The organism is Pseudomonas pisciculturae (genome assembly GCF_015461805.1).
Lineage (GTDB): Bacteria > Pseudomonadota > Gammaproteobacteria > Pseudomonadales > Pseudomonadaceae > Aquipseudomonas > Aquipseudomonas pisciculturae.
In genome coordinates this window covers 628,716-645,339 of record NZ_JACVZE010000001.1, presented here as the reverse complement: position 1 = coordinate 645,339, position 16,624 = coordinate 628,716, and the positions used below count along the sequence as shown (strand labels likewise).

The 16,624-nt window shown below is 58.9% G+C and carries 12 protein-coding genes; all 12 read right to left on the bottom strand.

Annotated elements, in window-relative coordinates; translation table 11 throughout:
* Positions 1–3: 3 nt before the first annotated feature.
* The 12 genes from ICY20_RS02865 to rseP all read right to left on the bottom strand — a co-directional run bounded on the left by ICY20_RS02865 (position 4) and on the right by rseP (position 16,594).
* Entirely contained in the window at positions 4–1,635 is a 1,632-nt protein-coding gene (locus ICY20_RS02865; RefSeq protein WP_159956558.1) for a CTP synthase, read from the bottom strand.
* A 273-nt stretch (positions 1,636–1,908) separates the two neighbouring features.
* The gene (tilS, locus tag ICY20_RS02860; protein WP_194936882.1) at positions 1,909–3,219 is read right to left on the bottom strand and encodes a tRNA lysidine(34) synthetase TilS; all 1,311 of its coding nucleotides are present in this window, start codon (positions 3,217–3,219) and stop codon (positions 1,909–1,911) included.
* 175 nt (positions 3,220–3,394) lie between these two features.
* A complete protein-coding gene (locus ICY20_RS02855; RefSeq protein WP_159956562.1) occupies positions 3,395–4,342 on the bottom strand; it encodes an acetyl-CoA carboxylase carboxyltransferase subunit alpha in 948 nt (315 codons plus the stop codon).
* Positions 4,343–4,480: 138 nt separating this feature from the next.
* Positions 4,481–8,002, bottom strand: a complete 3,522-nt coding sequence (dnaE, locus tag ICY20_RS02850; protein WP_159956564.1) for a DNA polymerase III subunit alpha — start codon at positions 8,000–8,002, stop codon at positions 4,481–4,483.
* A gap of 72 nt (positions 8,003–8,074) precedes the next feature.
* Positions 8,075–8,707: a ribonuclease HII gene (gene rnhB, locus ICY20_RS02845; protein ID WP_159956566.1), complete on the bottom strand. Its 633-nt coding sequence runs from the start codon at positions 8,705–8,707 to the stop codon at positions 8,075–8,077.
* The gene (lpxB, locus tag ICY20_RS02840) at positions 8,704–9,843 is read right to left on the bottom strand and encodes a lipid-A-disaccharide synthase (protein ID WP_159956568.1); all 1,140 of its coding nucleotides are present in this window, start codon (positions 9,841–9,843) and stop codon (positions 8,704–8,706) included. Before lpxB ends, rnhB begins: the two co-directional genes overlap by 4 nt.
* Before the next feature lie 2 nt (positions 9,844–9,845).
* On the bottom strand, positions 9,846–10,622 hold the full coding sequence (lpxA, locus tag ICY20_RS02835) for an acyl-ACP--UDP-N-acetylglucosamine O-acyltransferase (protein ID WP_159956570.1): 777 nt from the start codon (positions 10,620–10,622) through the stop codon (positions 9,846–9,848).
* The gene (fabZ, locus tag ICY20_RS02830; protein WP_003172281.1) at positions 10,619–11,059 is read right to left on the bottom strand and encodes a 3-hydroxyacyl-ACP dehydratase FabZ; all 441 of its coding nucleotides are present in this window, start codon (positions 11,057–11,059) and stop codon (positions 10,619–10,621) included. The genes lpxA and fabZ overlap by 4 nt, the downstream gene beginning before the upstream one ends.
* Before the next feature lie 112 nt (positions 11,060–11,171).
* Positions 11,172–12,227: a UDP-3-O-(3-hydroxymyristoyl)glucosamine N-acyltransferase gene (lpxD, locus tag ICY20_RS02825; protein WP_159956572.1), complete on the bottom strand. Its 1,056-nt coding sequence runs from the start codon at positions 12,225–12,227 to the stop codon at positions 11,172–11,174.
* Positions 12,228–12,230: 3 nt separating this feature from the next.
* Positions 12,231–12,734 (bottom strand): OmpH family outer membrane protein, encoded by a 504-nt coding sequence (locus ICY20_RS02820; protein ID WP_003172279.1) that lies wholly within the window; start codon positions 12,732–12,734, stop codon positions 12,231–12,233.
* Between the two features lie 45 nt (positions 12,735–12,779).
* The gene (gene bamA, locus ICY20_RS02815) at positions 12,780–15,167 is read right to left on the bottom strand and encodes an outer membrane protein assembly factor BamA (RefSeq protein ID WP_159956574.1); all 2,388 of its coding nucleotides are present in this window, start codon (positions 15,165–15,167) and stop codon (positions 12,780–12,782) included.
* Between the two features lie 74 nt (positions 15,168–15,241).
* Entirely contained in the window at positions 15,242–16,594 is a 1,353-nt protein-coding gene (rseP, locus tag ICY20_RS02810) for a sigma E protease regulator RseP (protein WP_159956576.1), read from the bottom strand.
* Positions 16,595–16,624: the final 30 nt, after the last annotated feature.

Genomic DNA, 16,624 nt, shown 5'->3' with positions numbered 1-16,624 from the left:
GGTTTACGCCTTCTTCTGGTGTTGCGTCAGTGCAGCTTTGACGAAACCGCTGAACAACGGGTGACCGTCGCGTGGAGTCGAGGTGAACTCTGGGTGGAACTGGCAAGCGACGAACCATGGATGATCCGGAGCTTCGACCACTTCAACCAGCGCGCCATCACCGGAGCGACCGGAGATTTTCAGGCCAGCCTCTTTGATTTGCGGCAGCAGGTTGTTGTTCACTTCGTAGCGGTGACGGTGACGCTCGACGATCACGTCCTTGCCGTAGCAATCGTGAACCAGCGAGCCCGCTTCCAGCAGGCAATCCTGCGCACCAAGGCGCATGGTGCCGCCCAGGTCAGAAGTTTCGGTACGGGTTTCGACCGCGCCGGTGGCATCTTCCCACTCAGTGATCAGGCCCACGACCGGGTGACCGCTCTTGCTGTCGAACTCGGTGGAGTTGGCGTCTTTCCAGCCCAGCACGTTACGGGCGAACTCGATAACGGCCACTTGCATACCCAAGCAGATACCCAGGTACGGCACCTTGTTCTCACGGGCGTACTGCACGGCAGTGATCTTGCCTTCCACGCCACGCAGGCCGAAACCGCCAGGCACGAGGATCGCGTCCACACCTTCGAGCAAGGCGGTGCCTTGGTTCTCGATGTCTTCGGAGTCGATATAGCGCAGGTTGACCTTGGTACGGTTGCTGATACCGGCGTGGCTCATCGCTTCGATCAGCGACTTGTACGCGTCCAGCAGCTCCATGTACTTGCCGACCATGGCGATGGTGACTTCATGCTCAGGGTTGAGCTTGGCGTCGACCACGGCTTCCCACTCGGACAGGTCCGCGCCGTTGCATTGCAGGCCGAAACGCTCGACCACAAAATCGTCCAGGCCTTGCGAATGCAAGATGCCCGGGATCTTGTAGATGGTGTCGGCGTCTTCCAGCGCGATGACCGCACGTTCTTCAACGTTGGTGAATTGCGCGATCTTGCGACGCGAGGAAATGTCGATAGGGTGATCGGAGCGGCACACCAGCACATCCGGCTGCAGGCCGATGGAACGCAGTTCCTTGACCGAGTGCTGGGTAGGCTTGGTTTTGGTTTCGCCAGCAGTGGCGATGTACGGCACCAAGGTCAGGTGCATCAACATCGCGCGCTTGGCGCCGACTTCGAAACGCAACTGGCGGATGGCTTCGAGGAACGGTTGGGATTCGATGTCACCCACGGTGCCACCGATCTCGACCATCGCCACGTCGGCATCGCCTGCACCCTTGATGATGCGGCGCTTGATTTCGTCGGTGATGTGCGGGATCACCTGGATGGTTGCACCCAGGTAGTCACCACGGCGCTCTTTGCGCAGCACGTGCTCGTAGACACGGCCGGTGGTGAAGTTGTTGTTCTGGGTCATGGTCGTGCGGATGAACCGCTCGTAGTGGCCCAGGTCCAGGTCGGTTTCAGCGCCGTCGTGGGTGACGAACACTTCACCGTGCTGGAACGGGCTCATGGTGCCCGGGTCAACGTTGATGTACGGGTCCAGCTTGAGCATGGTGACCTTAAGTCCCCGCGCCTCCAGGATGGCCGCCAATGAAGCCGATGCGATGCCTTTCCCCAATGAAGAAACAACACCGCCCGTGACGAATATGTAGCGCGTCATGAAAAACCCTAGAAGTCTGCGTTAAAGCGGTCCGAGCCGCCGGGGAAAGCGAAGGAAGGCCGAAGCCCCCGATCACCTGCATTAATCACAGTGCACCTTTCAAAAAAACCGCCGCGTTGTGACAGACCAGCAATGAAACACCGGTACGTTGATCGCTACACATTTTTTGGAATCGCCCAGCAAAGACTGCTTGGTAATCGGCAACTGCTGCGATTCAGGAGAATCCACAGAAGTTGTATCAAGAAGGGAGCGTAGTCTACCGGAAAGGCTCTATCAGCTCAAACCTTGATCGCACGTCTGTGGCATCCAATGTAATTGCCCGTCGGTTGCCGGGTTGGGCCATAGCCCGGCCAGGGTTGGCACAACCAGCAATTGCTCGCCCCTGTACAGCAGCGGCAATCTGCCACGCACAAAGCCCGGCAGCCCGCATTCATTGAGCAGGCGCTTCAAGTCTCGCCGGCCGCGGCCTGGCACTTCGACCATTTCGCCGCCCTGTCGATATCGGATATGCAAAGGGCCCTCAGGGGCCTTGCCGCTGAATTCGAGCCGACCATTGCCGGGTAACTCTAGTGGGTTTTGCGCAGAGGGCCAGCTAACTGTTGCGTGGGAGAATTCCGACCAAGTGGCAGGCACCCACCAGATACGCTCGCCACATCGGTGCAATTCACCGTCGGCCAAGCGCCATTGCGGCTGGGCGTCACCCTTGGCGTCACGCAAGGAATACCAACCAGCCCAGTGGTCGCTATCGGGCAAACGAGTCAGTGAAATCAGCCAATGACGCAAGGCATTACGCTGGCGAGGATCAGAAAGCTCGCGCAACGGCGCGAGCTTCAGGGACGGTAATTGCAGCCAAGGAAACGGTGATGATTGATCGGCGGCCTGCAAGTCCATGCATGCCAGCTCATCAAGCAAGCCCTGAGCCTCGCCGAGGTGTTCAGCGGTGCGGGCCAGGCTCGAGACGGCTTGGGGCCAGCGCTCCGTGAGGGCTGGAAACACGCGGTGGCGCAGGTAATTGCGGGAGAAGCGTGGGTCGACGTTGGAAGGGTCTTCGATCCACTTGAGCTGATGCTCGTGGGCGTAGGCTGCCAACTCTGCACGCGAGACATGCAGCAACGGCCGCACCAGATGGCCACCGGCCAAAGGGCGATGGGCCGACATTGCCGCCAGCCCACGCACACCCGCGCCTCGCAGCAGGCGAAACAACAGGGTTTCGGCCTGATCATCGCGATGCTGGCCCGTCAGCAAGACCTCACCTGCCCCGATCATCTCGGAAAATGCTTTGTAACGCGCGTCACGGGCGGCACGCTCAACGCTGGCGCCGGGCAGAACCTGCACACGCACGACGCGCAGGGGCACGCCCAGGCTGTCGCAAACTGACTGGCAATGGGCTGGCCAGGCATCGGCGGCGGCTTGCAGGCCGTGATGGATATGGATTGCGCTGAAGGCGGGAAGCCCTTGGGTGTTGGCCAGAAGGTGCAGCAGGACAGTCGAGTCGAGACCGCCGGAGAAAGCGATATGCCAAGTCGGGGCACTCCGCCAAGGGGCCAGGGTTTGCAGAAGTTTGGCGGGCAAAGTTGGTTTCATCACACATCATCGCCGCAAAGCTGGAATACATTGACCAAGCATACACAAAGCAAATGTGGGAGCTGGCTTGCCTGCGATGCAGTCACCTCGATACATCAGTTGTACCGAGGTGACTGCATCGCAGGCAAGCCAGCTCCCACAAAAGCCAGCTCCCACTTTGAAGGCTGCGTAGACCTTACAGGCCGTAGCTCATCAGACGCTCATAACGGCGCTTGAGCAGCGCTTCGTTATCCAGCTTCTTGAGCATCGCCAGTTGCGAGCCCAGTTCTGCACGGATAGTCGCGGCAGCAGCAGCCGGGTCACGATGGGCGCCGCCCAACGGCTCGGCGATCACTTTGTCGACGATACCCAAGCCTTTGAGGCGATCGGCGGTAATGCCCATCGCTTCAGCAGCATCCGGCGCTTTATCTGCGGTTTTCCACAGGATCGAAGCGCAACCTTCCGGCGAGATCACCGCATAAGTCGAATATTGCAACATGTTCAGTTGGTCGCACACGCCAATGGCCAGTGCACCGCCCGAACCACCTTCGCCGATCACAGTGGCAATGATCGGGGTTTTCAGGCGGGACATGACACGCAGGTTCCAGGCAATCGCTTCGCTCTGGTTGCGCTCTTCGGCGTCGATACCTGGGTAAGCACCCGGAGTGTCGATGAAGGTCAGGATCGGCATCTTGAAGCGCTCGGCCATTTCCATCAGGCGGCACGCCTTGCGGTAGCCCTCTGGGCGAGGCATGCCGAAGTTGCGACGCACTTTCTCACGCACTTCACGGCCTTTCTGGTGACCGATCACCATCACTGGCTGGTCGTCCAGGCGAGCGATACCGCCCACAATGGCTGCGTCGTCGGAGAAGTGGCGGTCGCCATGCAGCTCGTCGAACTCGGTGAAGATGTGCTGGATGTAATCCAAGGTGTACGGGCGGCGCGGGTGGCGGGCCAGGCGCGCGATCTGCCAGCTGGTCAGCTTGCCGAAGATGTCTTCGGTCAGGGTGCTGCTCTTGTCCTGCAGGCGGGCGATCTCATCGCCGATATTCAGCGAATTGTCATTGCCGACCAGGCGTAGTTCTTCGATCTTGGCTTGCAGGTCAGCGATCGGCTGTTCGAAATCAAGAAAATTCGGGTTCATAAGCGTCCGTCTTGGGTCGACGGCCAAGGAGTGCCTGGCCAGCCGGTTGTCTATTCGCGCCCTACCTTAAGGGAGAGGCGCGTCTAGGTCGAGATTAAATGTTTGGTTGAGAACAGGCGTTTTGCTATCAGCTGTCCGTCAACGGTATTGGAGGAAGACGTTGTCACGCCCGAACTGGTCACGCAAAGCTTGAATCAAGCCATCAGCGGGATCAATTCGCCAGGTCTCACCAAACTGCAACATGGCCTTGGCATCGCTGCCGGTGTACTCCATGGTCACCGGGCACGCGCCACGGTGGCGCTTGAGCAGGTCGCCCAACCAGCGTAGCTGATCGCCCTTGAGCGCTTCGGTTTTTACCTTCAGGCGCAGGCTTTCGGCCAGGTTGGTGCGGGCATCTTCCATGCTCATCACCCGTTTGATCCGCAGCCGCAGGCCGCCAGAGAAGTCATCGTTGCTCACCTCCCCTTCTACTACCACCATGGCGTCTGTCTGTAGCAACGACTGCGCGGAGTGGAAAGCGTCGGCAAACAGCGACGCTTCAATCCGCCCCGAACGGTCGTCGAGGGTGACAAAGCCCATCTTGTCGCCCTTTTTGTTCTTCATCACCCGCAGGGCGATGATCATGCCGGCAACGGTCTGGGTATCACGCGCAGGCTTCAGGTCGATGATGCGCTGGCGGGCGAAACGGCGAATTTCGCCTTCGTATTCGTCAATCGGGTGACCGGTAAGGTACAGGCCCAAGGTGTCTTTCTCACCTTTGAGACGCTCCTTGAGGGTCAGCTCCTTGGCCTTACGGTGGTTACCGTACACATCCGCATCTTCTTCGACGAACAACCCACCAAACAAGTCGGCGTGGCCGCTGTCGTGGGTGCGGGCGGTCTGCTCGGCGGCCTTGATCGCTTCTTCCATGGCGGTGAGCAGCACCGCACGGTTACGGTCGATATTGGCCTGGTAGGCCTTCGGCTCATCGTGGAAATACGGGCCGAGACGGTCCAGTGCGCCGCTGCGGATCAGGCCGTCGAGGGTCCGTTTATTGATGCGTTTGAGGTCAACCCGTGCGCAGAAGTCGAACAGGTCGGCGAACGGCCCGCTCTGGCGCGCTTCGACGATGGCCTCCACCGGGCTTTCGCCCACGCCCTTGATCGCGCCGAGGCCATAGATGATGCGGCCTTCGTCGTTCACCGTGAACTTGAACTCCGAGGCGTTCACGTCCGGCGCGTCGAGGCGCAGCTTCATGGTGCGCACTTCCTCGATCAAGGTCACGACCTTGTCGGTGTTGTGCATATCCGCCGAGAGTACCGCGGCCATGAACGGCGCCGGGTAGTGAGCTTTCAGCCAGGCAGTCTGGTACGACACCAGGCCGTAGGCGGCGGAGTGGGATTTGTTGAAGCCATAACCGGCAAATTTCTCTACCAGGTCGAAGATGTTACCCGCGAGGTCGGCGTCGATATTGTTGGTGGCACACCCTTCAATGAAACCGCCACGCTGCTTGGCCATTTCTTCGGGTTTTTTCTTACCCATGGCGCGACGCAGCATGTCTGCACCGCCAAGGGTGTAGCCCGCCATCACCTGGGCGATCTGCATCACCTGCTCTTGATACAGGATGATGCCGTAGGTGGGCGCCAATACCGGTTTGAGGCCTTCGTACTGGTAGTCCGAGTGCGGGTAGGCCAGTTCGGCCCGGCCGTGCTTACGGTTGATAAAGTCATCCACCATGCCCGATTGCAGCGGGCCCGGACGGAACAGGGCCACCAGTGCGATCAAGTCTTCCAGGCAGTCGGGCTTGAGCTTTTTGATCAGCTCTTTCATGCCACGGGATTCAAGCTGGAACACCGCTGTGGTTTCAGCTTTTTGCAGCAACTGGTAGGTCGGCTTGTCGTCCAGCGGGATAAACGCAATATCCAGCGGCTCTTCGTCGACCTTGGCACGCTCGCGGTTGATGGTCTTGAGTGCCCAGTCGATGATGGTCAGGGTCCGCAGGCCCAGGAAGTCGAACTTCACCAGGCCGGCCGCCTCGACGTCGTCTTTGTCGAACTGGGTTACCAGGCCGTCACCGGCTTCGTCGCAATAGATCGGCGAAAAATCGGTGAGCTTGGTAGGGGCGATAACCACACCACCGGCGTGCTTACCAACGTTACGCACCACGCCCTCGAGCTTGCGGGCCATGTCCCAGATTTCGGCGGCTTCTTCATCGATCTTGATGAAGTCGCGCAGGATTTCTTCCTGCTCGTAGGCCTTTTCCAGGGTCATGCCGACTTCGAATGGGATCATCTTCGACAGGCGATCCGCCAGTCCGTAGGACTTGCCCTGCACCCGCGCCACGTCTCGGATTACAGCCTTTGCGGCCATGGAACCGAAGGTGATGATCTGGCTAACCGCGTTGCGGCCGTATTTTTCGGCCACGTATTCGATCACGCGGTCACGGCCGTCCATGCAGAAGTCGACGTCGAAGTCGGGCATGGAGACCCGTTCCGGGTTCAGGAACCGTTCGAACAGCAGGTCATATTCAAGCGGGTCGAGGTCGGTAATCTTCTGTACATAGGCCACCAGCGAGCCAGCACCCGACCCTCGGCCAGGACCTACCGGTACGCCGTTGCTTTTGGCCCACTGGATAAAGTCCATTACGATCAGGAAGTAGCCGGGGAAGCCCATCTGGATAATGATATCCAGCTCGAAATTCAACCGATCGACGTACACCTGGCGCTTGGCTTCGTAGTCTTCGGTAGTGTCTTTGGGTAACAGAACGCTGAGGCGATCTTCCAGGCCATCAAACGACACTTTGCGGAAATACTCATCGATGGTCATGCCATCGGGAATCGGGAAGTTGGGCAAAAAGTGCTTGCCCAGCTTCACTTCGATATTGCAGCGCTTGGCAATCTCGACCGAGTTCTCCAGAGCCTCAGGCAGGTCACTGAACAGCTCAGCCATCTCATCGGCGCTTTTGAGGTACTGCTCTTCGCTGTAGTTTTTTGAACGACGCGGGTCATCCAGGGCCCGGCCTTCGCCGATGCACACCCGGGTTTCGTGGGCCTCGAAATCTTCTTTCTTGATAAAGCGCACATCGTTGGTCGCCACCAAAGGTGCGCCCAGCTTGTCGGCCAGGGCCACGGCGGCGTGCAGATGCTCTTCATCATTGGGACGGTTGGTGCGCTGGACTTCCAGATAGAAACGCCCTGGGAAAACCTGCATCCACTCGCCGGCCAGCACTTCGGCTTCCTGGGGGTTGCCACCCAGCAGCGCAAGGCCGATCTCGCCCTCTTTGGCGGCCGACAGCATGATCAGGCCTTCGCTGGCCTCGGCGACCCATTCGCGCTCGATGATGATCGAGCCATTGCGCTGGCCGTCGATAAAACCACGGGAAATCAGTTCGGTGAGGTTGCGATAACCCACGCCGTTCATCGCCAGCAGGCTGATGCGGCTCAGGGCATTGTCCGGGTCTTTGTTGGACAGCCACAGGTCGGCGCCGCAGATCGGCTTGATGCCGGCACCCATGGCGTTTTTGTAGAACTTGACCAGGGAACACATGTTGTTCTGATCGGTTACCGCGACGGCAGGCATGTTCATGCCCACCAGGGTTTTGACCAGCGGTTTGATCCGTACCAGGCCGTCGACCAGGGAGTATTCAGTGTGCAGGCGTAGGTGAACGAATGAAGCCGGCATAGTGATCTCTTATACGTGGAAACAACAAGGCCCGGATTGTACCGGGCCTTGGCAAAAACATCAGCCTCGCGACTACACCTCGCTCAGACTCTCCCGTGCCTCGTAAGCCAGGCGAACCGGGGCAAACGAGCGGCGGTGGATCGGCGTCGGGCCCAGGCGAGCCAAGGCTTCCAGATGAACGGGCGTCGGGTAGCCTTTGTGGCCGCCAATGCCGTAGCCGGGGTAGATCAATTCGAAAGCAGCCATTTCACGATCGCGACTGACCTTGGCCAGGATCGACGCAGCGGCAATGGCGGGCACCTTGCTATCACCCTTGACCACCGCTTCCGCCGGCATTGCCAGCTTGGGGCAGCGGTTGCCGTCGATCATCGCCATTTTTGGTGTGATGTGCAGGCCCTCAACCGCGCGCTGCATGGCGAGCATGGTGGCGTGGAGGATGTTCAGCTCGTCGATTTCTTCGACTTCGGCGCGGGCGATATGCCAGCTCAAGGCTTTTTCGCAGATCTCGTCGAAGAGCTTTTCGCGACGGGCTTCGGTGAGTTTTTTCGAATCGTTGAGGCCGAGGATCGGGCGGTTCGGGTCGAGAATCACCGCCGCCGTGACGACCGCGCCGCACAACGGGCCGCGCCCTACTTCGTCAACGCCGGCGACCAACTCGTGAGCTTGTGCGACCAGGCTGAAATCCAGGCCCATTTGCGTCGTCATAGGGTTTCCTGCTTTTTACCGATCAAGGTCAGCACGGCATCGGCCGCTTGGTTGGACGCATCACGACGCAGGGTGCGGTGAATGTCGTCAAAACCACGGGTCTGCTCTTCGCCGCCGTCGATCAAGGGGAGTACGGTTTGCGCCAGGGCCTCAGGCGTTGCATCGTCCTGCAACAACTCCGGCACCAACAGGCGCTGTGCCAACAGGTTGGGCAAGGAGATATACGGGCTTTTGACCATGCGCTTGAGAATCCAGAAGGTCAGCGGCGCGAGGCGATAGGCCACAACCATCGGGCGCTTGTACAGCAAGGCCTCCAAGGTTGCAGTGCCGGAGGCGATCAGTACCGCATCACAAGCCGCCAGGGCCAGGTGCGACTGGCCGTCGAGCAAGGTCAGCGGCAAGTTGCGGCCTTCCAGAAGCGTTTCGATCTGGGCGCGGCGTTGCGGGCTCGCACAGGGTAATACGAAGCGCACGCCAGGCTTGAGGACCATCAGGCGTTCGGCCGCGTCAAAAAACACGCTGGCTAGTCGCCCGACCTCCCCCCCGCGACTGCCTGGCATCAGCGCAACCAGAGGCCCATCAGCCAAGCCCAGTTCAGCTCGAGCGGCAGCGCGATCAGCCTGCAATGGAATCGTGTCAGCCAGGGTATGCCCGACAAACCGCACCGGCACACCCTTCTCTTCGTAGAACCTGGCCTCAAACGGCAACAGGGTCAGCATTAGGTCGCAGCCTTCGCGGATCTTCAGCACGCGCTTCTGCCGCCACGCCCACACCGACGGGCTGACGTAGTGCACGGTCTTGATCCCGGCCTGACGCAACTTGAGTTCGATAGTGAGGGTGAAGTCCGGGGCGTCAATGCCGATGAAGACATCGGGTTTTTCTTCGATCAGGGTCTGTATCAGCAGCTTGCGGCGAGCCAGCAGCTCACGCAGGCGGCCCAACACTTCCACCAGCCCCATGACCGACAGGCGCTCCATAGGGAAGTAAGAAGTGAGCCCTTCGGCCTGCATCAGCGGGCCGCCAACGCCAATAAACTCTACCGCAGGGTGCTGGGCCTTGAGGGCTCGCATAAGACCTGCGCCGAGAATATCGCCGGAAGCTTCTCCGGCCACCAGCGCAATACGCAGATTGGCCATGATCAGCGGGTGATGCCGCGAGTCGACGCCTGGATGGAGTCACGGAATACCGCAACTTCCGGGAACAACGCTGCCGGCTCGGCCAATTGGGTCAACGCCTGGTCCACGGTGAGCCCTTGGCGGTAAACCACTTTGTAGGCTCGGCGCAGGGCGTGGATTGCCTCTTCGCTGAACCCACGACGGCGCATGCCTTCGAAGTTCATGCTGCGGGCCTCAGCCGGGTTGCCGAACACGGTGACGAACGCCGGAACGTCCTTACCGATGGCGGTACCCATGCCGGAAAAGCTGTGGGCGCCGATATGGCAATACTGATGCACCAGGGTGAAACCAGACAGGATCGCCCAGTCATCCACGTGCACATGGCCAGCCAACGCGGTGTTGTTGACCAAAATGCAGTGGTTGCCAATGACGCTGTCGTGGCCGATGTGGGCATAGGCCATGATCAGGTTGTGATCACCCAGGGTGGTCTCGGCACGATCCTGCACAGTGCCACGGTGAATGGTCACGCCTTCACGGATGATGTTGTGGTCACCGATTACCAGACGTGTCTCTTCACCCTTGTACTTCATGTCAGGGGTGTCTTCGCCTACCGAGGAGAACTGGTAGATGCGATTGTGTTTGCCAATGCGGGTCGGACCTTTGAGGATCACGTGCGGCCCGATGACAGTCCCCTCGCCGATTTCAACACCTGCGCCGATGATCGACCAAGGGCCGACCTCGACGTCGGCGGCCAGAACGGCCGACGGATCGATGATTGCGCGAGGGTCAATCAAACTCATAGTTTGCGTTCCGCGCAGATGATCTCGGCAGAGCACACCGGCTTGCCATCCACCGAAGCCTGGCATTCAAACTTCCAGATCTGGCGCTTGCAACTGATGAACTTGGCTTCCAGGATCAACTGGTCACCTGGGGTAACCGGGTTGCGGAAACGCAACTTGTCGGAGCCCACGAAATAGTAAAGCGTGCCATCGGCAGGCTTGAGGTCGAGCATTTTGAAACCAAGGATACCGGCAGCCTGGGCCATCGCCTCGATGATCAACACGCCCGGCATGATTGGATGCGCAGGGAAGTGACCATTGAAGAACGGTTCGTTGATGCTGACATTCTTGTAGGCACGAATGCGCTTTTCCTCGACGTTGAGGTCCACTACGCGGTCCACCAGCAGGAACGGGTAACGGTGAGGCAGGTATTCGCGAATCTCGTTGATGTCCATCATTTCGGGGGGAAGCCTGTAATAAAGATTGGGGGCGGGCGAACTAAAAGCACGCCCCGCTAGCAAATCAAGGAGGCAAGTCTAGCGGCTGTGCACACTTGATATGGAAATGGTATCAGCCTTCTGATGAAGCATTACCGCCAGGGGTCACGTCCACAACACGCTTTTCCAGCTGTTTGAGACGTCGAGCCATGTCGTCGAGCTGCCTCAACCGCGCTGCACTCTTGCGCCATTCAGCCGCGGGCTGCATGGCAGTACCGGAAGAGTAGGCCCCTGGCTCGGTAATCGAGTGAGTGACCATGGTCATGCCGGTGATGAAAACGTTGTCGCAGATATCGATATGCCCCACCAACCCAACGCCACCGGCGAGCATGCAATGCTTGCCGATCTTGGTGCTGCCGGAAATGCCGACGCACGCCGCCATGGCGGTGTGATCGCCAATCTGAACGTTGTGGGCGATCTGGATCTGGTTGTCGAGCTTCACGCCGTTACCGATCACGGTATCGGCCAAGGCCCCGCGATCCACAGCGGTGTTCACGCCAATTTCCACGTCGTCGCCGATCAATACGCCGCCGACCTGGGCAATCTTGTTCCAGATACCCTTGGAATTGGCAAAGCCAAAGCCTTCACCGCCGATCACAGCACCCGATTGGATGACCACACGCTCACCGATACGCACATCGTGGTACAGGGTCACGCGTGGAGCCAACCAGCCATCAGCGCCGATCTGGCAACGCGCACCGATAAAGCAGTGCGCGCCAACCGTCACGCCGGCCGCGATGCGCGCGCCACTCTCGATCACCGCAAAGGCACCAATGCTGGCCGCAGGGTCAACCTGGGCATCATCGGCGATCACCGCTGACGGATGAATCCCGACAGCTGCCTTGGGTTTTGGATCGAACAGGTGCGATGCCTTCGCATATGCCAGGTACGGGTCAGCCACCACCAGCGCATCCCCGGCAAACCCCTCAGCGTCAGCGGCTTTGAGCAACACGGCTGCGGCTTGGCTGTCGACGAGGTATTTACGGTATTGGGGGTTTGCAAGGAAGCTCAACTGAGCTGGGCCAGCCTCCTGCAAGGTGGCTAGCCCAGTGATTTCTTTCTCCGGGGAGCCGCGCAAGTCGGCCCCCAGGAACTCGGCCAACTCGCCGAGCTTGATAGTCGCGGTCATGGCTTACTTCAGCTGGTTCATGCGCTCGATCACCTGGCGGGTGATGTCGTATTGAGGCTTGACGTCGATCACAGCGCCACGCTCGAACACCAGGTCAAAGGCACCTTTCTTGATGACTTCTTCCACAGCGCTGTCGAGTTTCGGCTTCAGCTGTTTCAGCATTTCGCGGTCGGCTACAGCCTTGGCTTCGTTCAGCTCTTTGGACTGGAACTGGTAGTCACGGGCCTTTTGCTTGAATTCAAGCTCCAGACGCTCGCGCTCGCCTTGCTGCATCTTGTCGCCACCGGCTACCAGACGATCCTGGATGCCCTTGGCGCTGCTTTCCAGCGTCTTGAGCTTGGTCAGTTGCGGGCCAAATTTCTTCTCGGCATCCACGGCGTATTTCTTGGCCGCGTCGGATTCAAGCAGAGCCATCTGATAGTTCAGGACGGCGATTTTCATTTCGGCGAAGGCCGGGGTGGTTACCAGCACGGTGGCCAGCAGAACCAATTGAGTCAACTTACGCACGATGTACTCCTACAGAATCCGTTGTCGTTATCTTGGGTCAGACGCTTAGAACGTCTGGCCGAGGGAGAATTGGAAAATCTGGGTTTCAGCGTTATCCGGTTTCTTGATCGGCATGGCCAGAGCAAAGCTCAATGGGCCAAGCGCAGTCACCCAGGTCACACCTACACCTACCGAACTTGCCAGGTTGCTCAGGCTCACGTCGTTGCATTGGGTGTTGGACTTCACGCCACTCGGGTTACGGATTTGCTCGCACTTGGAGTCGAACACGTTACCCACGTCCCAGAATACCGACGTACGCAGCGAGCGTTGATCCTTCACGAACGGCAGCGGGAACAGGATCTCTGCACCACCCTGGATCAACACGTTACCACCGAACGGCAGCGGGTCGTTGTCAGAGTCAGCCACTGTACCTTGGTTACCGGTGACACCTACACCACGGCTCGGGGTACCACGTGGGCCCAAGGTACTGTCTTTGAAACCACGTACAGAGTTGAAACCACCTGCGTAGTAGTTCTCGTAGAACGGCAGACCATTGGTCGAACCATAACCATCACCATAGCCCAGTTCAGTGTGCAGGCGCATGGTGTAGTTGTCGCTCAACGGCTGGAACAGCTGGCCGCGGTAGTCGAGTTTGAAGAACGACAGGTCGCTGCCCGGCGTGGTGGTTTCCAGGGTCAAGCTCTGGGAATGACCACGAGTTGCCAGTACACCTTTGTTCAGGGTCGACTCGGACCAGCCGGCAGACGCCTTGAAGTTCAGGAACTTGTCGCCTTCACGACGGGTGAAGTCAAAGATTTCGTCCACGGTGTAGACGCCGGTCTTGATCTCATCCTGTTGCGCAGTCAGGCCAAAGGTCAGACGCGAGGTCTCACTGATCGGGTAACCGATGTTCACGCCAGCACCCAGGCTGTCGATCGCATAGCTTGCAACGTCAACGTCGAGGTCTTTGTAGTCGGTGGTGCGGTAGAAGGCGTTGTAGCCCAGGCTCACACCGTCAGCAGTCCAGTAGGGGTCGACATAACCGAAGTTATAGCGGCTCTGGTATTCGCTGCGGGTCAGGCCGATGGACACCTTGTTACCGGTACCGAGGAAGTTGTTCTGGGTAATCGAACCACCCAGGATCAGACCAGCACTCTGTGCAAAGCCGACGCTGGCGGTGATGGAACCCGACGCTTGTTCTTCAACTGCGTAGTTCACGTCAACCTGGTCGTCCACACCCGGTACAGCCGGGGTTTCGACGTTCACTTCTTTAAAGAAACCCAAGCGCTCAAGACGGGTCTTGGACTGGTCGATCAGGTAAGTCGACGCCCAGCCACCTTCCATCTGGCGCATTTCACGACGCAGCACTTCGTCTGCAGACTTGGTGTTGCCACGGAAGTTGATGCGGTTCACATAGGCACGCTTGCCCGGGTCGACAACGAAGGTGATGTCTACGGTGTGATCATCATCATGCGGCGTCGGCACGCCGTTGACGTTGGCGAAGGTATAGCCTTCGTTACCCAGGCGGCGGGTGATCAGCTCGGAGGTGGTGGTCATCAGCTTGCGCGAGAATACTTGGTCTTTCTGCACCAGCAGCAGCGCCTTGACCTGGTCTTCAGGTACTTTCAGGTCGCCACTCAGCTTGACGTCACGAACCTTGTACTTCTCGCCTTCGTTGACGTTGACAGTGATGTAGACGTGCTTCTTGTCCGGGGTGATCGACACCTGGGTCGAAGCGATATCCATGTTGATATAGCCACGGTCCAGGTAGTAGGAACGCAGGCGCTCCAGGTCACCAGAGAGTTTTTCACGGGCGTACTTGTCGTCGTTCTTGAAGAACGACAGCCAGTTGGTGGTCTTGAGCTCGAACAGGTCGATCAGGTCATCATCGGAGAACTTGGTGTTGCCCACCACGTTGATGTGCTGGATCGCCGCCACAGTGCCTTCGTTGATATTGACCTTCAGGCCAACACGGTTACGCGGCTGTGGCACCACTTCCGTTTCCACGGTCGCGGAGTAGCGCCCCTGGGCAACGTACTGGCGTTGCAGCTCGTTACGCACACCTTCGAGGGTGGCGCGCTGGAAGATCTCGCCTTCGGCCAGGCCGGATTGCTTCAGACCTTTCATCAAGTCTTCAGTAGAGATCGCCTTGTTGCCTTCGATCTCGATACTGGCGACGGAAGGCCGCTCGACGACGGTGATGACCAGGACGTTGCCTTCGCGACCCAGTTGGATGTCTTGAAAGAAACCGGTTTTGAACAGCGCACGAGTGGATTCCACCAGGCGACGGTCATCAGCCTGTTCACCGACGTTCAACGGTAAGGCACCAAAGACGCTACCCGCGGAAACCCGCTGGAGGCCGTTGACGCGAATATCGGAGATGGTGAAGGACTCGGCGTGAACTTCGGCGATCATCAATACGGTGAGAACCGCAGTTAGCAGCAGACGTTTCATGAAGTCCTTTCTTATTCCAACTGGCAATAAACAAACTGCCGCAAAATGCGGCAGATTCGCAATTCAGCGAAGCGTTACAGACGTCCCAGATCGTTGACCAAGGCTAACAACATCACCCCGACCACCAAACTGATACCGATCTGTATCCCCCAACCCTGCACCCGATCTGACAAGGGGCGACCACGCACCCACTCGACCAGATAAAACAACAGATGCCCCCCATCCAATACTGGAATGGGCAGCAAATTCAGAACACCCAGGCTAATACTCAGATAAGCCAGGAAATTCAGGAAATCCGCGACACCCGACTGGGCAGAAGCGCCCGCCACTTTAGCAATGGTTATCGGTCCACTCAAGTTTTTTACCGAGAGCTCGCCGAACAACATTTTCTTGAGGGATTCGAGGGTCAGCACGCTCATGGTCCAAGTGCGTTTTGCACCCTCGCCAATCGCTGCCAACGGCCCGTAACTCACCTCTCGCAACATCGAAGGCGGCCACTCCGGGCTCTTGACGCCGGCACCGAGGTAACCCCCAGCCGCCTTGGCCTCCCCACGCACCGCCAGGGTGACAGGGACGTCGATTTGAGCACCATCGCGCTCAACCTTCAGCACAATTTTGGTATCAGGGCGTACACGCACCAGATCAACCACTTGCTGCCATTCGTTCACCGCTTGACCATCGAGGGCCAGCAAGCGGTCGCCGGTTTTCAGGCCCGCGGCCTGTGCAGGGCCTTTCGGGTCCAGCTCGGCCAGCACCGGCGCCAGCGCCGGACGCCAAGGGCGAATACCCAGGGACTTGATGGGGTCAGGCTCATCGGCTCCTTTGAGCCAATGATCCAGGGTCAGTGTACGCGGCGTCTCGGCGGTGGAATCCTGCTCGCGCACCACGACATTGACCGTGCCGCTTTCACCCAGGCGACGCACCAACTGCAAATTGACCGCACCCCAACCCACCGTGGGCTCGCCATCAATCGAAACAATTTCCTGACCCGCGAGCAAACCAGCCTGCGCCGCCATGCTGCCCGCCTCAACCGCGCCGATCACAGGGCGCAGTTGCTGGCTGCCCATCATGGCCAGCACCCAGAAAAACACGATTGCCAGCAGGAAGTTGGCAATAGGGCCGGCGGCAACAATGGCAATACGCTGACGAACGGTCTTGCGATTGAACGACTGGTCCAACTGATCAGCCGGCACTTCGCCTTCGCGCTCATCAAGCATCTTGACGTAGCCACCCAACGGGATGGCGGCGATCACGAACTCGGTGCCGCGACGGTCGTGCCAGCGCAACAGCGGCATGCCGAAACCGACGGAAAAGCGCAATACCTTGACGCCGCAACGACGCGCCACCCAAAAGTGGCCAAATTCGTGGAAGGTAACCAGCACACCCAGAGCAACCAGGGTGCCGACAATCATGTAAAGCGCACTCATCTAATTTCTCCGCATTCCAATCCAGTGCCT